Genomic DNA, 21003 nt, shown 5'->3' with positions numbered 1-21003 from the left:
ATGTATTGACTTGCACACCGCATTCGCGAGCAAGCCCGCTCCCACAGGGGACAGTGTTTCAACCAGAAAGCAGTGCAATCACAATAATAAAGGGGCACGCCACGTGACCACGCCAGACCAAGGCTTTGCCGAAATCACCAATCGCGAACTGGGCCTCAGGCGCCAGCTCACTTCCGGCCAGATGAGCATGATCGCCATCGGTGGCGCCATCGGCACCGGGCTGTTCATGGGCAGCGCCTACGCCATCGGCTATGCCGGGCCCAGCGTGCTGGTCAGCTATGCCATCGGTGCGCTGATCACTTTGCTGTTGATGGGCTGCCTGGCGGAGATGACCGTGGCGCATTCCACCTCGGGCTCCTTCGGCGCGTATGCCGAATTTTACGTCAGCCCGCTGGCCGGTTTCCTGGTGCGTTATGCGTACTGGGCGGCGATTGTGCTGGCGGTGGGCGCCGAGGTCACGGCGGTGGCGATGTACATGAAGTACTGGTTTGCCAACGTGCCGGAATGGGTGTGGATCGTCTCGTTTTCCAGCGTGCTGATCGTACTCAACGCCATCAGCGTCAAGACCTTCGGCAACTTCGAGTACTGGTTTTCCACGATCAAGATCAGCGCGATTGTCGGCTTCATCATCCTCGCGGTGTACGTGGTGTTCGGCTCCGGCAATCCGGATTACGGCGTGCAGAACTACGCGGCCCACGGCGGCTTTTTCCCGAACGGGTTGAGCGGCATGTGGATCGCGGTGATCGTCTCGATCTTCAGTTACCTGAGCGTGGAAATGATCGCGGTGGCCGCCGGTGAAGCGGCCGACCCGGAGCAGGCGGTGAAAAAAGCCTTCCGCGCGACCATCGTGCGGCTGGTGGTGTTCTACCTGCTGACCCTGGCGCTGATGTTGGCCATCGTGCCGTGGAACCAGGCTGGCCACGCCCAGAGCCCGTTCGTCACGGTGATGCAGACCATCGGCATTCCCGGCGCCACCGGGGTGATGAACTTCGTGATCCTGATCGCTGCGCTGTCGGCGATGAACAGCCAGCTCTACATCACCACCCGCATGATGTTCAGCCTGTCGCGCGCCGGTTTTGCACCCAAGTCCATGGGCGCCTTGAGCAAGAGCGGGATCCCGTTGAACGCCTTGTTGCTGTCCAGCTCGGGCATTGCCCTGGCGACCCTGCTGAACGTGGTGTACCCGGAAAGCTCGTTCACCCTGATGATGGCGATCTCGATGTTTGGCGCGATCTTCACCTGGTTCATGATCTTCCTCACGCACCTGTTTTTCCGCCGCTACCGCAAGCGTCACGGCGGGGCGAAGCTGTCGTTCCAGCTGGCGCTGTTTCCCTACAGCACGCTGCTGGGCCTGGTGCTGATGGGCGCGGTGATGATCACCACGTTCTTCACCGATGCGTTCAAGATGACGCTGGTGTTCGGGGTGCCGTTCCTGCTGATTCTGTCGGCGGTGTACTACGTATTCTTCCGCAAGGGCGCGGCCAAGGCATCGAACAAGGCTTTGGCATAACCCGGCAATTGCTCGAACTCGCGGGCGCATAACAGCAGTTTGCGACAGGCCCAATCCTCGCTCAGGGGTTGGGCCTTGAAGCGCCGCTCCAACGGCCAGCGCTCCAGCGCCGCCAGGGGCACGATCCCCAGCCCGGCGCCCCGGGCGACCATGCGAATCAGCCCGTCAAACCCATCTGCGCGGATGCGTGTCTGCAAGCGAAAGCCTGCGTGCAATGCCTGTTCCTCCAGGTACACCGCCAGCGCGCTGTCGGCGGCCAGGCCCACGTAGTCGTGCTGCAAGCTGTCGATAAAACTCACGGTGCGCCCGGCCAGCGGGTGATCCAGCGGCATGATCAGCACCAGCGGGTCGTCGCGAAAGGGCAGGGTTTGCAGGCCGTGGGTATCTACTGCGTCGGAAATAATCCCCAGGTCTGCCGCGCCCTGGCGCAAGGCGTGGGTGATGCGCAGGCTTGGCAGTTCCTGCAGGTCGATGTCGAGGTTGGGGTGCTCGTGCAGAAAGTCCGCCAACAGTTCCGGCAGGTATTCGCTCAGGGCGGTGGTGTTGCACAGCAGGCGCACCTGGCCTTTGACGCCGTTGGCGTATCCCGCGAGGTCTTGCTGCAGGTGATCGGCTTGCTGCAACAGCAGGCGGGCATGACGGGCGAGGGCTTTACCCGCAGCAGTCGGGGTGACGCCACGGCGGCCACGTTCCAGGAACTCAATGCCCAGCGAGGCTTCCATCGCCCGGATCCGCGCACTGGCCGCCGCCAGGGACAAATGGCTGCGGCCGGCGCCGGCGGTGATATTGCCGGTGTCGAGGATGTGCAGGTACAGGCGCAGGTCGATCAGGTCAAAGTGCATGGCGAGAGTCCAGGGTGGCTGTGCAGGCCTCATCGCGGGCAAGCCCGCTCCCACATTGGAATGCGGTCAACTGTGGGAGCTGGCTTGCCTGCGATGACGTCATCAGCCTCATGCAAAACAAGAGGCTGCCTCAGTATATGGCGAATTTTCAGACATCACCCAAACCTGCAAAATCGGCCCATGAATACTTTCCTCGCGTTCTACCAAAACCTCGGCCCGGCCCTGACATTGCTGGTGATCGGCACCTTCCTGCTGGCCGGTACGGTCAAGGGCGTCATCGGCCTGGGCCTGCCCACCGTCGCCATGGGCATGCTCGGCCTGGCTATGTTGCCGGCGCAGGCTGCGGCGTTGCTGATCATCCCGTCCACCGTCACCAACCTCTGGCAACTGGCCTTCGGCGGTCACCTGAGCGCGTTGATCAAACGCCTGTGGCCGATGCTCCTGCTGATTTTCCTCGGCACCGGGCTGGGCTCGTTGTGGCTGGGCATGGATGGCGGGCATTGGGTGGTGCGGGCGTTGGGCGGCGCGCTGCTGGTGTATGCCTTGAGCGGGCTGTTGCTGCCGACGTTCAAGGTAAGCCCGGCCACCGAGCGTTGGCTGGGCCCGCTATGCGGCGTGCTGACCGGGGTGATCACCTCGGCCACCGGGGTGTTTGTGATACCGGCGGTGCCGTATCTGCAAGCGTTGGGCTTGAACCGCGATCAGCTGGTGCAAGCGTTGGGGCTGTCGTTCACCGTGTCGACCCTGGCGCTGGCAGCCGGGCTGTTCTGGCGTGGCAGCCTGGGCGGCGGTGAATTGAACTCCTCGTTGTTGGCGCTGGTTCCCGCGCTGCTCGGGATGTGGCTGGGCCAGGCCCTGCGCCAGCGCATCAGTGCCGTGCTGTTCAAGCGGGTGTTCTTTATCGGCATGGCCGCGCTGGGAGGTCATCTGCTGATCAGTGGTTAACAATATGCCGTTGATTCGTGCGCCTTGGTCAAATGTATTTTGCCGCCGGGACGCTTATTCCAAAGCACCGACCCCGTTACCCTGCCTTCAGACATTTTTAATCTTTAGGCACCCCCTATGAAAAAAGTACTCCTGCTCAACGGCGGTAAGAAATTCGCCCATTCCGACGGTCGCTACAACAGCACCCTGCATGAAGCCGCCCTGGCGGTACTGGACCGTGGCGGCATCGACGTCAAGGAAACCCACATCGACGCCGGCTACGACGTGGCCGAAGAAGTCGCCAAATTCCTCTGGGCCGACGTGATCATCTACCAGATGCCCGGCTGGTGGATGGGCGCTCCGTGGATCGTCAAGAAGTACATCGATGAAGTTTTCACCGAAGGCCACGGCAGCCTGTACGCCAGCGACGGCCGCACCCGCTCCGACTCGTCGCAGAAATACGGCAGCGGCGGCCTGATCCAGGGCAAGCAATACATGCTGTCCCTGACCTGGAACGCTCCCCAGCAAGCGTTCGACGACCCCACCGACTTCTTCGAAGCCAAGGGCGTGGACGCGGTGTATTTCCCGTTCCACAAGGCCAACGAGTTCCTTGGCATGACCGGCCTGCCGACCTTCCTCTGCGTGGACGTGATGAAACGCCCGGCCATCGAAGCCGACGTGGCGCGTTATGAACAGCATCTGGCACAGGTGTTTAACCTGAGTCTGTAATGCGGCTAGTATCCGTGCAGCCGCTATAAAGAGGATTCACGTTGAAAGCCCGATCCGATGAGCTACAGATCTTCGTCTGCGTGATTGAATGCGGGTCGATTTCCGCCGCAGCCGAGCAGGTCGGGCAGACGCCGTCGGCGGTCAGCCGCACCTTGTCGCGCCTGGAAGCCAAGCTCGACACCACCCTGATCAACCGCACCACCCGGCGCATGGACCTGACCGAAGAGGGCAAGTATTTCTTCGAGCGGGCCAAGGTGATCCTCGAGCAGATGGACGACCTGGAAGAACGCCTGTCGTCGCGCCAGCAAACCCCGTCGGGGCGCCTGCGGATCAACGCGGCGTCGCCGTTCATGCTGCATGCGATCGTGCCGTACATCGCCGAGTTTCGTGGCCTGTACCCGGATATCCAGCTGGAACTGAACAGCAACGACCTGATCATCGACCTGCTGGAACAGAGCACCGACATCGCGATTCGCATCGGCGCCCTGGCCGACTCGACGTTGCACGCCCGCTCACTGGGTTGCAGCCCGCTGCATATCCTCGCCAGCCCGGCGTACCTGGAACAGCACGGCACGCCCACTACCGTTGCCGAACTGGCCGAATACACTTTGCTCGGCTTCACCCAGACCGAAACCCTCAACCACTGGCCGTTGCGCCATGTGCACGGCGATCGCTGGCAAATCCAGCCTGGCGTTGCCGCTTCCAGCGGTGAAACCTTGCGCCAGCTGGCGCTGGAAGGGCAGGGCATCACCTGTTTATCGGACTTCATGACCGCCCAGGACATCAAGACCGGGCGCCTGATACCGGTGCTGGCCGAGTTCAACAGCGGCTATCGTCAACCGATCAATGCGGTGTACTACCGCAACTCGCAATTGGCCTTGCGCATCCAGTGCTTCCTGGACTTTATCCAGGGCAAGCTGGCCAGCTACGCCAGCTGATTCGTGACCTCTGCGCAAGATTGAATTGGGCAATACGGACTTATTCGGAATGGATAGGTCCGCAATACTGAGTCCATCAATTACTCACGCAGGGAGACACCTCCATGAACGTATTCATCACCGGCGCTGCCGGTTTTATCGGCGGTTCCATCGCCACTGGCCTGGTCAAGGCCGGCCATAATGTCACCGGCCTGGTGCGCAGCACCGAACAGGCTGCGGAAATGACTGCACTGGGCATCACGCCGGTAATCGGCACGCTGGATGACAACACGCTCTTGACCGAACAGGCGAAGAAAGCTGACGCGGTGATCAACGCCGCCAGCAGCGACCATCGCGGCGCCGTGGAAACCTTGCTGGCCGCGCTGCGCGGTTCCAACAAAACCTTCCTGCACACCAGCGGTTCGAGCATCGTTGGCGATGCGTCGGGCGGTAAGTCCAGCGATGTCATCTACTTTGAAGACAACCTGCCGGCGCCGACTGTCGACAAGGCTGCTCGCGTGGCCATCGACAACCTGATCCTGGCTGCCGCCAAAGATGGCGTGAACTCGGCAGTGATCTGCAACACCCTGATCTACGGTCACAGCCTGGGCGTCAAGCGCGACAGCGTGCAATTGCCACGCTTGCTCAAGCAGGCACGCAAAAGCGGTGTAGTGCGGCATGTGGGCACCGGGCAGAACATCTGGTCCAACGTGCACATTGAAGACGTGGTTGCGTTGTACCTGCTGGCCCTGGAAAAGAATGTGCCGGGCACTTTCTACTTTGTGGAGAGTGGCGAAGCGGCGTTTGTCGACATGACCACCGCGATTGCCGAAGCGCTGAAGCTGGGTAAACCACAGGATTGGCCATTGGCGGATGCCGAGGCCGAGTGGGGTTATGAAATGGCCAACTACGGCCTGGGCTCCAACAGCCGGGTGCGCGGCAAGCATGCTCGGGAATTGCTGGGATGGGCGCCGAAGCGGACCTCCGTAGTGGAGTGGATTCGCAACGAGATGGTGTGATGTTCGCTTGAGACCGAGGCGAGCCCTTCGCGAGCAAGCCCGCTCCCACACTTAACCGAGTTCCAACTTTGGAATGCGGTCAAATGTGGGAGCGGGCTTGCTCACGAAAGGGGCGACTCGGTCCAACGGTCTTACCCAACACTAGCCCCACCCCGCCCAATTCCGTACCATCCCCCGCCTTATCCCTCGCAACTCCCCGGTACTTCAATGAACCTCACCCGTCTGCGCGCCGATGCCCTGGCCGGACTCACCACGTCTTTTGCCTTGCTGCCCGAATGCATCGCCTTTGCCCTGGTGGCTCATCTCAACCCGCTGATGGGCCTCTACGGCGCATTCATCATCTGCACCCTCACCGCGCTGTTCGGCGGCCGGCCTGGCATGGTCTCCGGGGCCGCCGGCTCGATGGCGGTGGTGATCGTCGCGCTGGTGGTGCAGCACGGCGTGCAGTATCTGTTGGCCACGGTATTACTGGGCGGGTTGATCATGGTCGCCTTCGGCCTGTTGCGCCTGGGCAAGCTGGTGCGCATGGTGCCGCACCCGGTGATGCTCGGGTTCGTCAACGGCCTGGCGATCATCATTGCCTTGGCGCAGCTGGAGCATTTCAAAAGCGGTGACACCTGGCTCAGCGGCACGCCGCTGTACGTAATGACCGGGCTGGTCGCGGCAACCATGGCCACCGTCTACCTGCTGCCGCGCCTGACCCGCGCGGTACCGCCAGCCCTGGTGGCGATCCTCGGCGTTGGCCTGGCGGTGTACCTGCTCGGCCTGCCGACCCGCACCCTGGGCGACATGGCCCACATCGCCGGCGGCCTGCCGACCTTCGCGCTGCCACAGATTCCCTGGACCCTCGAAACCCTGCACATTATCGCGCCCTACGCGATCCTGATGGCCATGGTCGGCCTGCTGGAAACCCTGCTGACCCTCAACCTCACCGACGAAATCACCGAAACCCGCGGCTACCCGGACCGCGAAAGCGTGGCCTTGGGTGCCGCCAACATGGTCTCGGGCCTGTTCGGCGGCATGGGCGGCTGCGCGATGATCGGGCAAACCGTGATCAACCTCAGCTCCGGCGGGCGCGGGCGCTTCTCCGGGGTATTTGCCGGGGTGATGATCCTGCTGTTCATTCTGTTTCTGTCACCGCTGATCGAGCGCATTCCGCTGGCGGCGCTGGTGGGGGTGATGTTTGTGGTGTCCCAGCAGACGTTTGCCTGGGCTTCGTTGCGGGTGATCAACAAGGTGCCGCTCAACGACGTGCTGGTGATCATGGCGGTGACGGTGATTACCGTGTTCACCGACCTGGCGACGGCGGTGCTGTGCGGGATTGTGATTGCGGCGCTGAACTTCGCCTGGCAGCAAGCGCGCGAGTTGTACGCGGATGAACATATGGAAGCGGACGGCAGCAAACTCTATCGGGTGCACGGCACGCTGTTTTTTGCCTCGACCACGCCGTTTTTGAATCGCTTCGATCCGGCCAACGACCCGGCCCAGGTGACGCTGGATTGCCGTCACTTGAGCTTCGTCGACTATTCAGCGATTGCTGCGTTGATGACCTTGCGCGAGCGCTACACCAAGGCCGGCAAGCATTTGCGGGTGCTGCACCTGTCCGAGCGCTGCCGCAAACTGCTCAAGCGGGCCCGGGTGCAGCACGACTGACCGTTGTTGAAGCGCAATGATCGTTCCCACGCTCTGCGTGGGAACGCCGCTTTGGACGCTCCGCGTCCGCTCTTAAAATCGTGACGCGGAGCGTCACAGGATGCATTCCCACGCAGAGCGTGGGAACGATCATGGCCCGACCAGGTTTTCCAGTTCCTGGGCGCGGGTCTGGGTCATGTCCAGCACGCAGCCGGAGCCGTTGACCTGATCAATAGTGCCGCCGGTGGCCGAGCCGATGAAGCCGCAATTGGCATCGCGAAACTTGAGCCACTGGCGCTGTACGTCCTGCAACTGCTGCTTGCGGTTGCCTTCCATCGCGGTCAGCGCGGTTTTGTAGGCGGTATTCAGGCGCGCGTCCTGCACCTTGGTTTCCTTGGCGTTGCAATCGACCATGTCGGCGGTGGTGTTGGCACCGTCCATGCATTTTTTCAGTGCCGGGTTCTCGTCGGCCGAAGCCGTGCCGCACAAGGCCAGCAACAGTGCGCCGGCGGCGAAAGGAACAAGCAGGGGGTTACGATTCATTCTGGGTTTTCCTGGTCATGAGTCGGTGTGCAGTCTAAGACTCGGCCTGCGCAGTTGAGTTTCCAGCCCCGGCGATCTTCATGTAAGAACGCCCCCCGAATTTTCATCCACTGACCCTGGGCATATCCCTGCGCGACAGGGCTTGTCTGTGGGCGAAAATTACTTTCATAAAAATTGAAAATACACCTCGGTAATGATTTATGACTTTCACAACCTATTCGACGTGACCCTTTCCGAGGAGTACCGCATGGCCGCATCACCGGGGTATTGGCTGTTGATCTACGCCGCCATCGCCATCATTGCATTGATCGTATTGATCGCGCGTTACCGGCTCAACCCGTTTATCGTCATCACCCTGGTGTCTATAGGCCTGGCGCTGTTGGCCGGGATGCCGGCGGATACGATCATGGGCTCCTACGAGGCGGGCGTCGGCAAGACGCTGGGGCATATTGCGCTGGTGGTCGCGCTGGGCACCATGCTCGGCAAGATGATGGCCGAGTCCGGTGGCGCCGAGCAGGTGGCGCGCACGCTGATCAACCGGTTCGGCGAGCGTAACGCGCACTGGGCAATGGTGTGTATCGCGTTCCTGGTGGGGCTGCCGCTGTTTTTCGAGGTCGGTTTTGTGTTGCTGGTGCCGATCGCGTTTACCGTGGCGCGGCGGGTGGGCGTGTCGATCCTGATGGTCGGCCTGCCGATGGTGGCGGGCTTGTCGGTGGTGCATGCGCTGGTGCCGCCGCATCCGGCGGCGATGATGGCGGTGCTGGCCTATAACGCCTCGGTCGGGCAGACGGTGCTGTATGCGATTTTGATCGGCATACCCACCGCGATCATTGCCGGCCCGCTGTACGCCAAATTTATCGTGCCGCACATTCACCTGCCTGCGGAAAACCCGCTGGAACGCCAGTTCATCGACCGCGAGCCGCGCACCCGCCTGCCGAGTTTCGCCCTGACCATGGGCACCATCCTGTTACCGGTGGTGCTGATGATGATCGGCGGCTGGGCCAACCTGATTTCCACACCGGGCACCGCCTTTAACCAGTTCCTGTTGTTTATCGGTAACTCGGTGATTGCGCTGCTGGTGGCGACCCTGGTGAGCTTCTGGACGCTGGGCCTGGCCCAGGGCTTCAACCGCGAATCGATCCTCAAGTTCACCAACGAATGCCTGGCACCAACGGCCAGCATCACCTTGCTGGTGGGCGCGGGCGGCGGGCTTAACCGGATTCTGGTGGACGCCGGGGTCACCAATGAGATCCTCGGCCTGGCCCACGCCTTCAACCTGTCGCCTTTGGTGATGGGCTGGCTGTTCGCCGCGCTGATGCGCATCGCCACCGGCTCGGCCACCGTGGCCATGACCACGGCCTCAGGCGTGGTCGCACCGGTTGCGATGGGCCTGGGTTATCCACACCCGGAATTGCTGGTGCTGGCCACCGGCGCGGGTTCGGTAATCTTTTCCCACGTGAACGACGGCGGCTTCTGGCTGATCAAGGAATACTTCAATATGACGGTGATCCAGACCTTCAAGACCTGGACCGTGCTGGAGACCCTGATTTCGGTGGTCGCCTTCGGTCTGACTTATGGTTTGTCCTGCATCTTGTAACCCGGAGCCGAACCGATGGACATCCTCTACCAGATCCGCGCCCGCCAGGATTCCTTCAGCGCCGGCGAAGGGCGTATCGCCAAGTTGATGCTTGATGACGTCGGTTTCGCAGCGTCCGCCAGCCTGGAAGAGTTGTCCCAACGGGCCGAGGTCAGCACCGCCACCTTGTCGCGTTTTGCCCGCAGCGTCGGCTGCCGCGACCTGCGTGACCTGCGCCTGCAACTGGCCCAGGCCAGCGGTGTCGGCAGCCGTTTCCTCGACCCGGCGGGCCTGCCGGAGCAGTCGGCGTTCCACCGGCAGATTCTCAGCGATATCGAGGCGACGTTGCGCCGGCACCTGTCCGGTTTCAACCAGCGCAGCTTTGTCGACGCCGTGAGCCTGCTGGGCAATGCGCGGATGATCCACGCGTTCGGCATGGGCGGGCCGTCGAGCCTGTGCAGCGACGAGTTGCAAGTGCGCCTGGTGCGCCTGGGCTACTCGATCAACGCCTGCCACGACCCGGTGATGATGCGCGTGACCGCCGCCACCTTGGGCCCGGAGCATGCGCTGATCGTCTGCTCGCTGACCGGCATCACCCCGGAGGTATTGGGCGTGGTGGCGCTGGCACGCAACTACGGCGCAAAAATCATCGCCATCACCCTGCCGGATTCACCGCTGGCGCAGTTGGCCGACGTGCTGCTGCCGCTGCAACCGGCCGAAACCAGTTTTATCTACAAGCCAACGGCGGCGCGCTACGGAATGCTGTTGGCCATCGACGTGCTCGCTACCGAGCTGGCCTTGGCCATGCCGGACGACAACCAGGAACGCCTGCGACGGATCAAGCTGGCCCTGGACGATTATCGCGGCGGCCCTGACAGCCTGCCGCTTGGAGATTGAGATGAAGTACCACACGCTGATCCGCCAGGCGCTGATCATTGATGGCAGCAACACCCCCGGCTATGTCGCCGATGTGGCAGTGCACGAGGGCCGTATCGAGAAGATCGGCGACCTGTCCCGGGACAGCGCCGAGCATGAAATCGACGCCACCGGGCGCGTATTGGCGCCGGGGTTTATCGACGTGCACACCCACGACGACACGGTGGTGATCCGTCACCCGCAGATGCTGCCCAAGCTCAGCCAGGGGGTGACCACGGTGATCGTCGGCAACTGCGGCATCAGCGCCTCGCCCGTGAGCTTGCAGGCTGATCCCCCGGACCCGATGAACCTGCTGGGCACCGCCGAGGCCTTTGCCTACCCACGGTTCAGCGATTACCGGGCGGCGGTGGAAAACGCCCACCCGGCCGTCAATGTGGCGGCGCTGATCGGCCACACCGCGCTGCGCAGCAACCATATGGACGACCTGCACCGTACCGCCACGCCGGGTGAAATCACCGCGATGCGCGTGCAGTTGCAGGAGAGTCTGGCGGACGGTGCCCTGGGTTTATCCACCGGGCTTGCATACGCGAGCGCCTTCAACGCCGAGACCGATGAAGTGCTGCAGTTGAGTGAAGAACTGACGGCGTATGGCGCGGTGTACACCACCCATTTGCGCAGCGAATTCGAACCGGTGCTGGAGGCGATGGACGAGGCTTTTCTGATCGGCCGGCATGCCAAGGCGCCGGTGATCATTTCCCACCTCAAGTGCGCGGGCGCCGGTAACTGGGGGCGCAGTCCGCAGTTGTTGGCCTCGCTGGAACACGCGGCGAAGACCCACCCGGTGGGCTGCGATTGCTACCCGTATGCGGCCAGCTCTTCGACCCTGGACCTCAAGCAAGTCACCGATGCGTTTCGCATCACCATCACCTGGTCTGCGCCGCATCCGGAAATGGGCGGGCGGGATCTGCAGGATATCGCCGCCGAGTGGGCGGTGCCGCTGATGGACGCCGCCCGCCGCCTGCAACCCGCCGGGGCGGTGTATTACGGCATGGACGAGACCGACGTGCAGCGCATCCTGGCACATCCGCTGTCGATGATTGGCTCGGATGGTTTGCCGGAAGATCCGTTTCCTCATCCACGTCTGTGGGGCGCGTTTCCCCGGGTACTGGGGCATTTCAGCCGGGACCTTGGCTTGTTCCCGCTGCACACCGCCGTGCACAAGATGACCGGACTGTCGGCGGCGCGCTTTGGCCTGGCCGGGCGCGGTGAAATCCGTGAAGGACACTGGGCCGATCTGGTGCTGTTTGATCCGTTGCGGGTGCGGGATGTGGCGGACTTCAAAGAGCCGCAGCGCGCGGCGGAAGGGATTGACGGTGTGTGGGTCAATGGCGTGCTCAGCTACAGAGACGGGCAGGCCAATGGGCAGCGGTCCGGACGATTCCTGGCGCGCAGTGGGGATTTGCGAAAGGGATTTGCGGCCGTATAGTGGCCGCTCTCAAATACGGAGCAATCGCCATGCACTTAGGAAAAGTCACCCCCATCTTGCGCAGTTTCGACGAGGCCAAAACGTTGGAGTTCTACGTCGACTTCCTGGGGTTCAAGGTCGATTGGCAGCACCGGTTTGAAGACAACTTTCCGCTGTACCTGCAGGTGTCGCTGGGGGACTGCGTGCTGCACTTGTCCGAGCACCATGGCGACTGCACGCCAGGTGCGGCGGTGCGGATTCAGGCTCAAGGGTTGGAAGCGTACCAGCAACAATTGCTGGCCAGGAATTACCGCAACGCCAAGCCCGGTATTGAAGACACGCCGTGGGGCAGCCGCGAGATGAGCATCAGCGACCCGTCTGGGAACCGGTTGGTGTTTGTTGAAGAAGTCAGCAGCTGAGGCTGCGCGCATAAATCGCAGGCAATAAAAAACCGCCTTAGTAGGGCGGTTTTTTATTGCAATCCCAGTTCGCGGCTGGGGTTGCGCCTCACCGGAAGCATTGACCTGCTGACCGGATACTACTGTCGGTTCAGGCATCACGCAAGGCCTGGTGACACTCGGTGTTTTCAGTTCTTTGAGATCTACGCTATTTAAGGACGACTGCAAAAACTGGCAATAAATTCTTGGAGCGTTACCGGTGGATTAGTTCTCCCAAGTCACACCTTTGAGCGGGATGTTGGTTAGTATCGCCCCCGTTCTGTGTATGTCGTTTGTAGGTGGGCTGGGTACGCGCGCGAATTTATGGACCGAACGCCACGGGCTAGTAATCCGTGCCGGATTCATGCGGGAGGACCCAAAGCCCGGCCGCCTCACTGGAAGCATTGACCTGCGTCCGAAGGCTCACGTGTTCCGGTAAGTGCGCTGGAGGTAGGCCCAACTGATGGAGGGCCGAGTATGTCCAAGTTTGCACGACGTACGTGGGACCTCGTAGTGAACTCCCTGCGTGTTTATCACGTGTGGAAATTCCTGCGGGACAGCTTTGATGACCGTTAAGGTCTGAGAAGTGGGCCGCCCCGGTTTCGACCGGGGCGGCTTTTTTGTGCCTGGGATCTACACCCGGAAATGGCTGACCATCTGCTGCAACTGCCCGCCCAAACGCGCCAGTTCCACACTCGACTTGGCCGTTTCATCGCTGGCCGCTGCCGTCTGCTCCGACACGTCCCGCACATTCACGATACTGCGGCTGATCTCTTCCGCCACGGCACTCTGCTGCTCGGCGGCTGCGGCGATCTGCTGGTTCATCGACTGGATATTCGACACCGTACGGGTGATGTTTTCCAGTGACACACCGGCCTTGCGCGTCAGTTCGACGCTGCTGTCGGTGAGGCTGCGGCTGTTGTTCATCACGGCGGCCACTTGCTGGGTGCCGTTCTGCAAACCGGCCACCAGGCCTTCGATTTCTTCGGTGGATTTCTGGGTGCGCTGTGCCAGGCCGCGCACCTCATCGGCGACCACCGCAAAACCCCGACCGGCTTCACCGGCACGGGCGGCTTCGATGGCGGCGTTGAGCGCCAGCAGGTTGGTCTGCTCGGCCACGGCCTTGATCACGTCCATCACGCTGCCGATCTTGTTGCTCTCTTGTTGCAGGTGCGTCATGGCGTCGGTGGAGCGTGCCACTTCAGCTGCCAGGCGTTCGATCTGGGCGATGGCTTCGGCCACCACCTTGTCACCGGCACGGGCTTCACCGTCGGCGGCCGAGGCAGCCTGGGACGCTTGTTCGGCGTTGCGTGCGACTTCCTGCACGGTGGCAGTCATTTCGTGCATGGCGGTGGCCACTTGATCGGTCTCGATCTTCTGGCTGTTGACCCCGGCACTGGTCTGTTCGGTCACGGCCGACAGCTCTTCGGCGGCGCTGGCGATCTGGGTCACGCCGTCACGGATGCCGCTGATCAGTTCACGCAGGGTAGTGCCCATGCGCTGGATGCCTTGCTGCAACACGCCGAGTTCGTCGCGGCGGGTCACCTGGATGTTATGGCTCAGGTCGCCGGAAGCGATGCGCTCCACCACGGCGAGGGTCTCGCGCAGTGGGCGGGTGATCTGGCGGGTGATGATCACCGCAGCCACGATGCCCACCAGCAAGGCCAGCAATGTGCTGATCAGTTGCAGGCTGCGGGCCTGGGCGCTTTCGGCGTCGCGGCGTTGCAGCTGGATGTCGTACAGCTTGTCGCTGATGGTGACAATGTCGGTGCCCTGGGTGGTCATTTCTGCCCGGGCCGAGACGATGTTGGCGTTGGCCGCCTTGTAGTTCTGCACCGCGCTGCGATAAGCACCGAGGGCGGTTTCCAGGGCTGTCAGTGCAGGCTGTTGGCTGGCGCCAAACGCTGCGTGCAGGCCTTTCAGACCGTCGATGGCTTTCTCGATCTGCGCGGCGGCGCGGGCTTCAGTCTCGGCGTTGACGTTACCGGTGTAGCCGCGCACTTCGTAGCGGGCCAACTGGAACTGTTCCTTGGCGCTGGTCACGGCCTCGAACTGGGCAAAGCGCTCGGTGCTCTCGGGCATCTGCCGCACGCTGGCGTCCAGGGCACTGATCTGCGCATTGGCGATGTCAGCCTTGTCGCCCATGACCTGGCGCGCGGCGTTACCGTTGCGATAGGCCTCGCGCATTTTGTTCAAGGACTGCTGGTAAGCGGTGATGATCGCTTTTTGCTCATTGAGCAGCTTGAGGTTGTCCGGGCTCTTGAAGCTGTCCAGCAGCTTCTGTTGCTGGGCGACAAAACCGTCGAGGTTGGTCTGCACGTTTTGCGCCACGGCTTCGTCGCCGTTGGCCAACATGTATTGCAGGCGCACGATGCGCAACTTGGTCAGCGAAGCGTTGAGCTGGGTGATGTCGCTCATCCAGTTGCTGCGGTCGATCAGGCCGCCCAGGCTGGTCCAGCCGGTGAGCGCGAGGATCGAGGTGAGGACCAGTACCAGGCCGAAGCCCAGGCCCAGTTTCATGTTGACGCTGATGTTGCCGAACCAACTATTCATCGCATTCCTCCAGGAACAGATTTGCGGGTACATCCGGTTGCTGGAAGTAGCGACCAGCCGATGGGTAGTCAGGAGGTATCGGCAGCCCTGGCGAGAGCTGAAACGGTTTTTTCGTGAGGGCAGGATTTATGGAACGTGAGCGACGAGCGGTCGCGCCGCCCTCATGCAGAGGGCGGTGCGAGGATCAGTGGACTTGGCGCATTCTTTTGCTGGTGGTGATGATGTCGATCAACGCTTCCCTGCTGCTGAAACGGCGGTCATCCAGGTTCCAGCGATTGACGAAGTGCCCCCTGGCATCCTGCTGCAACGCGGTGTGGACCAGTACGCCGTCGCGGTTTTTATGGACCATCTCCAACCCATCGTCCAGGGTGCGCTGAAGCAGATAGTCGCCTTTGCGCCGCAGGCGTTGTTCGAGGCTGAGGGGTGGTGCGGGCGTGGCAGGTAGCGGCAATGGCGCACCGGCGACTTCGACGTTTTTCTTGAAGTCGTAGCGCACCAGTGGCCATTGCTGCTCGCGCGGCAGCGCCTGGACGCTGGCGGGCTCACGCACAAAGCCGCTGGCCGAGCCGGGAGGTACATCGTCCAGCAGCAGACTGATGCCGTTGTTGAGCTCGGCAATGCCCGGCACGCCGCGATGGGTATTGGCGTGCGTTTCGCCCACCAGTGCGACCCACTTGTGTGGCCCCTGTTGAAGCTGGTCGGCGCGGATCACCTGGGTCGCAAAGTAGTTGAACATTGATGTCCTGGAGGCGGGCATGCCGTCCACCCGCAAGCTGGCGACACAGTCGAGTGCGCGGATCCGCACGTTATGCTTCATCGCCACCTGCACCAGGCTGACAAAACCGTAGGGGCTGTCGGCCGGTACGCCGTGGCCTTTGTCCAATGCGTTGAGGTAGCTCCACAGTTCATCTGGCATAAAGCCCAGGCTGTGGACGATATCCAGGTCGGCCTGATGCAGCTCGGTGGTGAGTTGCTCCATGTACAGGGTTTTCACTTCTCGCGGGCCCTTCAGGTATTCCATGTGCCGGCTGAGGAAGCCTTTGCTCGACGTACCGGCGTGGGCTTCGCCGACTACCAGGCCATCGGCGGTGTCCAGCAGTTGATCGATAAATTTCGCCTCATCCAGGGCCGGGTCGACCGCAGGCAGTGCTCCCCGAGCAGGCGGTGTGTGTTCGGTAAAAAACGCCTGGGCCTGATCCTGAAGTTTTTTGCGGGTCTGGTCGAAGGTGGTTTGCGCCGCGCGACGGCTGCTGGCGGTCTCCCTGTAGGCGGTGGCGAAGAGCGCTTCACGCGTGCCAATCGGCAAGGTGATTTCCTCGCTGATCAGGCCCAGGTGTTCATGGGGCAGGTCAAAGGTGCTGAAGTGGCGCGGCGCCTCAACAGGCAGAGGGCGCGTTGGCCGTAGCGCGTGTGAGCGCTCCACCGAGGGCCCCGGGTGCGGCGCCGGTTGGCGTGCCGTGTGCAACGACAGCTTCAGGTCGCCCTTGGCCAGGGCATCGCCGGGAATGCCGCCGGCCACATCCGCGATGACTCGGGTGGGTTGGTCGAAGGCGTCGTCGACCCGCAGGGCAATGCTCTTTTGCAGGTCGGCCAGGCCCGGCGTGCCGCGGTAGGTACTCATGCGTTTTTGATCAACCAACGCTATCCAGCGCTCGCCCGGTTTTTTCGCCTGGTCGTCGTTGATGAGGGTGTGGGAGTAAAAGTTGGTCAGCCGGTTGGCGCGAATCGGTGCCGGGCGTGAATCAAACAGGCACAGGGTGTTTTCCAGGTCGTAGGAGCTTGAGGCGTTCAACGGCCGAACCTCAATCCCGTGCTGTTGCGCGGTGTTTACCAGCATCCAGTGGCCGTGCAACCCGTCGGGGTCGCGGTAATTTTCCTTGTCGATGGATTTGAGCTGGCCCTCGGCCCGTTTGGAGAAACCACTGGAAAACCGTGAGTGGGTTTTCAGGTGATGAATGTCGCGCCACAGCGGCTCGATATAGAGAACCGTCACGTTCAGTTCGCGCAGGTACTGCATGTTTTCGATCAGCACCTGTTTAGCCACGGTGGAAAACGGTGCCTCGCCTACCACCAGGTTGTGCGCGTCATCGATCAGCAGCTTAAGCAAATCACGCAGGGCGATGTCTGGCGCCGGGTTCAGGGTTTCGGCCCGGGGAACCACGGCGGGCAACCGTGCAAAAAACGCGTCGGCGTCATCCGTCAGGGCCCTGACATTGTCCAGGTGCTGTTTGAGTGCCGGGGCGAGTTGCCGACGCGAGATCCAGATGCTGTGGGTATTGAGGTCACGATCCAGGTAGGCGATCTGCAGGAACAGCGCCGACCGGTCCTCGGGGGCGATGACAGCCGATACGTCGCGACGAAACTTTTCCGACAACTCATAGGGCTGGCCGAGTCTTTCAGGGCCAGGCATGCCACCGATGACACCGGAGCGCTGCCACTGGCCGTCCACCGTCTGGTTCACCAGCTTGCCGGTGGAGCGCAATTGCCCGCTGGTGTTGTCGTAGCGAAACAACAGGAATCGCCCCAGGCTGTCCGGGGTGTGCGAGGCCCACAGGCTGTCGCCGGCGAACAGCACGGGCTGCATGCCCTGGGGCAATGGGGGTTGCGGTTGCAGTTGCTTGATCAAGCTCATGGCCTGTTGGTCCTTGGTCACCCGGGCAATATGGCGCAACGGCGGACGGGCGAGCTTGACGGGGGCGAACAGCAGGGGCCGCAGGTCGGTCAACAACGTCCCGCCGGCATTGAGCAGCGCACCCAGATAGTGTCCCAGCGCGGCGGCGGTGTCGTTGCGGCTGTAGGCATGCAGGGCGAGCATCGAATCCTTGAACACCAGCAAGCCGCCCAAGGCCAGGCTCAGTGCCGGGAAGGGCGCGGTCAGCACGGCAATGGTGATTTCGCCGATCACGCTGACCAGTTCCATGATCATCTGCAAGCGCCCGGTGGTGGTGCTTTTGACTTCGTCGATACGGTGACGCAGCTTTTTGTCGTAGGTGTGGTAATGCAGGTTCTTCAGCGGCAGTGCGGTGCGAGGCACTTCGTCGAACACCGGCTTGGAATACAGCCCCTTGAGCTGTGCCGGCAGGCCGGCCACCAACGCATGCAACCTCGGCTCGAACGCCGCGCGCTCAACGCTGGCGACCCGGCTGATGTAGTAGGTGTCCATGCCTTCAAGGTTTTTCAGGCGTTCGTTGAATTCCCGTTGCGGCCTGAAGGCGATGCCATCCGGTGCGTGCGGGGTGTAGAGCAGGGGCAGGTCGTTGGCGTGGTGGAACAGGTAGCAGCCATCGATCACTTGGCCGCTGATGTGCAGGGGATAGAGCCGATACCGATTGCGCACGGCATCGCTGTTATCGGCTAGGCTGTCGATGCTTTTTTCCAGCCAGGCCAGGTCGCTTGTTGCCAGGCAGCCTTGCAGGCAGCACTCAAGCGCAGCGACGTGCATGTGCAGTTGGGCAACCTCCAGGGCCATATTGCGGCGCCATGCATAGTGGGGGCCTTGCGGGTCCAACAGGGTTTTCTCGACCTCGGCGACATAGCGGTCACCGATCCAGGTACCTCTGACCGAGTTGCTCACCGTTTGCGCGGTGAGTCGACTCAGGTCGACGCCGGGCGGTCCCTTGAACTGCGCGGTGGTGCTGGCGTCGGGGTTGATAAAGCCCAGGCTGGCGTCGTAGCCGTTGCGGTACAGCGTGGTGTAGCTGACGCGTTCGCGAGGGGTGATCACGCCTACGAGGTTTGGGTCTACCGCCGGGATCGGGTTGCCGAGCAGTTGGTTGAGGGCGGCTTTTGCCGCCTTGTGCAAGTAACTGTCGAAGTCGAGAAACTGTTGTGGGCTACCCGGGCTTGCGGCGTAGGCCTGTGCCGCGCCCAGTGCCTGTTCCTTGAGATCGGCGAGTTTCTGTCGGTCGGCTGCCGATGCCTGGCTCAGCCACTTTGGCATCTGATACAGGTATTCATCGGCCTGCATGGCCAGCGTCGTGGTGCTCATTTCCACCAGGCAGGCCTCATAGGTGGAGGGCGCGCCGAAACTGATCATCAAATACTCAAGGCTGGCCGGGGTAAAACCCAGGGCGGAAAGCATCGCGCTGTATTTGGGCCGGATCCGGCTGACCAACTGTTCAAGCAGGTAGTCTTTCATGCTGCGCGAATCGGGAGCGGACGCTATCTCCTGGCTCCAGCCGAGGATATGCGCCTGCAATTCCCGCTCGCTGCCAAAGGCCTGGAACTGTTCGGCGCGTGGCGCGTGAGGCGTGCACAGCAGCAAGCGTTTGACCGCGCCCGTTGCATCGGTCTGGCGCAGCACCCACAGGTCCTTGAGCGGAGCCTTGTGCAGGAACAGGCAGCAGGCAGTGAGTGTGGGCGAGGGGCCTTCACTCAAGGTTTGCAGCAGTGCGTAGTCATCTGCACTGATATGGTTTTGCAACGACGCACTGTAGGCCAGCGCGTGCAGGCGGCTGTCGAGCATCTGCTGCATGGCTTCCTGTACGGCGGGCAAACTGTGGGCGCGCTTTTGTTCTTCGGCGAAGGTCAGGCTTGGTTGAACCTTGGCCAGCAGCTCGGCGAGGTAAGCCGGGGTGACGTCCTGGAACTCGGGCGGCAATGGCTGCTGGGCGTAGGTCAGTTGGGTGTGCTCGAGAAACTCGGAACCGGCGTGTTCATCGCCACGGTGCAAGCCACGTACCGCCAGTTGCACCAGGTTGTTGTGCTGGTTGTACGAGTTGCCCGACTTAAGGGTGCGCTCAGTGCTGATCTGCAGTTGCTCGGGGATCAGGCCCTGGATATCCAGGTCGTCGTCCAGGTGCTCAAGCAATTGCAGGCGCGCCATGGCCTCCGGCGAGGCCGCCGGGCCGAGCAGCGCCAGCACTTGCAGGCTGAGGTGTTCATAGGTGCGCAGGTGTTCGGCGAGGGTTTTGCGCTGGGCCTCATTGGCGCTGCGGTACCAGTCGGGAGCGGATTCGTGGAGCAGTTTTTCCAGTAACTGTTGCGCGCGCAGTTCCAGGCGCGAGGCCAGGTCCCAAGGCGAGCAGCGCAGCGCCTGGTCCAGTTCGAGGGTCATTCTGGCAACGTCTGTCGGTGCTGGATGGCCGTCCAGGCCAAGGGCAAACGCGATGTCCTGATGTTGTTTGTCCTGCAGGGCGTTGTAGGTGTGTTCGTTCAGCGGGAGGCTGTCGATAGGCTCTGGCACCAGCGGCCAGATACTCGCCGCGCGCAAGTGCTGGTAACGGCGCGGCAAGTGTTGCAGCAGTTCCTGACGCCAGGCCGCCTGCTTCATGCGCTCTTGCAGCGTGCGATCCAGGTGTTTGAGCGAGGTGAAAGCCTCCAGGCCTCGGGAAGGGGTGAACAGCAACACATCACCGTCCTCGATTTCCAGGTGGGTGGCCGGTGTTTGGCTGCGGGTGAGGACGAACGCCCCGGCGAACTCGATGGTCTGCTGGCGGTAGCGAAACGTCAGGCGATGGATACCCGGGCGCAGCTCGGGACCGCTGACGATATTCGTCACCAGCAGCTGGTCGGCGGGGCTGAGCAGGCGATCCTTGACCTTCATCCTGGCCTCGGCGTCCAGCATCGGCTGATGGCTGTCGAGTATCCAGTTCTTGCGTAAATGGCCGTTGGGCCGCCGTTCGATTTCCAGGGCGGCCAGCTTCTTGTGCAATGCCTGGCTGATGCGCGTGCGGTTCAACCGGCCGGGCTCGCCCTGGATCAGCCAGTCGCCGGGGACGGTGTAATGCACTTGTGCGTTCTGCAGGCTCCAGCGGCTTTCTTCTGCCAGGGCGGTGTGCAATGCCTGCACCTCCAGCAACTCGGTAGAAGACTGCGCTGCCGGTGCGTGGCCGTTGGGGAAAATCTGTAGACGATGACCGATTTGCAGCAGGTAGCCGTTCAGTTGTTCCGGGGTAAGTGGTGATGTGTTCGGGGGCTGGGCGGGCATGGCCGGTCCTCAGGGAGTCAATGGTCCCTGAGGGTGCGCAGTCTCGGCGTG

General features: G+C 62.2%; 13 protein-coding genes and 2 pseudogenes. 10 read left to right on the top strand and 5 right to left on the bottom strand.

Going from position 1 to position 21003, the window contains the following annotated elements; all coding sequences use genetic code 11:
- The first annotated feature begins 103 nt into the window (after positions 1-103).
- Complete coding sequence (locus ACW9I6_RS00735) at positions 104-1510, top strand: amino acid permease (protein ID WP_177122305.1); 1407 nt, start codon at positions 104-106, stop codon at positions 1508-1510.
- On the opposite strand, the gene ACW9I6_RS00730 is transcribed toward ACW9I6_RS00735, so the two are convergent.
- Positions 1456-2352 (bottom strand): LysR substrate-binding domain-containing protein, encoded by an 897-nt coding sequence (locus tag ACW9I6_RS00730; protein WP_457338692.1) that lies wholly within the window; start codon positions 2350-2352, stop codon positions 1456-1458. The two genes, ACW9I6_RS00735 and ACW9I6_RS00730, sit on opposite strands and share 55 nt — an antisense overlap.
- Before the next feature lie 180 nt (positions 2353-2532).
- On the opposite strand from ACW9I6_RS00730, the gene ACW9I6_RS00725 reads away from it, so the two are divergent.
- From ACW9I6_RS00725 to ACW9I6_RS00705, 5 genes are all read left to right on the top strand, one after another.
- Positions 2533-3297, top strand: a complete 765-nt coding sequence (locus tag ACW9I6_RS00725; protein WP_457338691.1) for a sulfite exporter TauE/SafE family protein — start codon at positions 2533-2535, stop codon at positions 3295-3297.
- Between the two features lie 117 nt (positions 3298-3414).
- Positions 3415-4005 carry an NAD(P)H-dependent oxidoreductase gene (locus ACW9I6_RS00720; protein ID WP_008436691.1) on the top strand — a complete coding sequence of 197 codons (591 nt, stop codon included), beginning with the start codon at positions 3415-3417 and terminating at the stop codon, positions 4003-4005.
- 41 nt (positions 4006-4046) lie between these two features.
- Positions 4047-4943 (top strand): LysR substrate-binding domain-containing protein, encoded by an 897-nt coding sequence (locus tag ACW9I6_RS00715; protein ID WP_457338690.1) that lies wholly within the window; start codon positions 4047-4049, stop codon positions 4941-4943.
- A 104-nt stretch (positions 4944-5047) separates the two neighbouring features.
- The gene (locus ACW9I6_RS00710; protein WP_177047041.1) at positions 5048-5941 is read left to right on the top strand and encodes an NAD-dependent epimerase/dehydratase family protein; all 894 of its coding nucleotides are present in this window, start codon (positions 5048-5050) and stop codon (positions 5939-5941) included.
- A 207-nt stretch (positions 5942-6148) separates the two neighbouring features.
- Positions 6149-7594, top strand: coding sequence for a SulP family inorganic anion transporter (locus ACW9I6_RS00705; RefSeq protein ID WP_177021606.1), 1446 nt, complete (start codon positions 6149-6151; stop codon positions 7592-7594).
- Between the two features lie 129 nt (positions 7595-7723).
- Here the strand turns inward: ACW9I6_RS00705 and ACW9I6_RS00700 are convergent, their stop codons facing one another.
- Complete coding sequence (locus ACW9I6_RS00700) at positions 7724-8116, bottom strand: lysozyme inhibitor LprI family protein (RefSeq protein ID WP_457338689.1); 393 nt, start codon at positions 8114-8116, stop codon at positions 7724-7726.
- Between the two features lie 193 nt (positions 8117-8309).
- Between ACW9I6_RS00700 and ACW9I6_RS00695 the strand changes: the two genes are divergently transcribed.
- From ACW9I6_RS00695 to ACW9I6_RS00680, 4 genes are read left to right on the top strand one after another with little or no spacing between them, the layout of a single operon-like run.
- A complete protein-coding gene (locus ACW9I6_RS00695) occupies positions 8310-9713 on the top strand; it encodes a GntT/GntP/DsdX family permease (RefSeq protein WP_017478510.1) in 1404 nt (467 codons plus the stop codon).
- 15 nt (positions 9714-9728) lie between these two features.
- Positions 9729-10589, top strand: coding sequence for a MurR/RpiR family transcriptional regulator (locus ACW9I6_RS00690; protein ID WP_102368042.1), 861 nt, complete (start codon positions 9729-9731; stop codon positions 10587-10589).
- Position 10590: 1 nt separating this feature from the next.
- Positions 10591-12054 (top strand): N-acyl-D-amino-acid deacylase family protein, encoded by a 1464-nt coding sequence (locus tag ACW9I6_RS00685; protein WP_457338688.1) that lies wholly within the window; start codon positions 10591-10593, stop codon positions 12052-12054.
- Positions 12055-12083: 29 nt separating this feature from the next.
- Positions 12084-12452, top strand: coding sequence for a glyoxalase superfamily protein (locus ACW9I6_RS00680; RefSeq protein WP_177021603.1), 369 nt, complete (start codon positions 12084-12086; stop codon positions 12450-12452).
- 651 nt (positions 12453-13103) lie between these two features.
- Here the strand turns inward: ACW9I6_RS00680 and ACW9I6_RS00675 are convergent.
- The 3 genes and pseudogenes from ACW9I6_RS00675 to ACW9I6_RS00665 form a co-directional block, all read right to left on the bottom strand.
- A pseudogene (locus ACW9I6_RS00675) lies at positions 13104-13700 on the bottom strand (methyl-accepting chemotaxis protein); the annotation flags it as partial.
- A 258-nt stretch (positions 13701-13958) separates the two neighbouring features.
- Positions 13959-14990: pseudogene (locus tag ACW9I6_RS00670) on the bottom strand (methyl-accepting chemotaxis protein); the annotation flags it as partial.
- Between the two features lie 217 nt (positions 14991-15207).
- On the bottom strand, positions 15208-20952 hold the full coding sequence (locus ACW9I6_RS00665) for a membrane-targeted effector domain-containing toxin (RefSeq protein WP_457338687.1): 5745 nt from the start codon (positions 20950-20952) through the stop codon (positions 15208-15210).
- Between the last annotated feature and the right edge of the window lie 51 nt (positions 20953-21003).

The organism is Pseudomonas sp. SDO5522_S412 (assembly GCF_054071215.1).
Note: the sequence above shows the minus strand (reverse complement) of the source record. Positions and strands in the feature narration are given on the sequence as shown.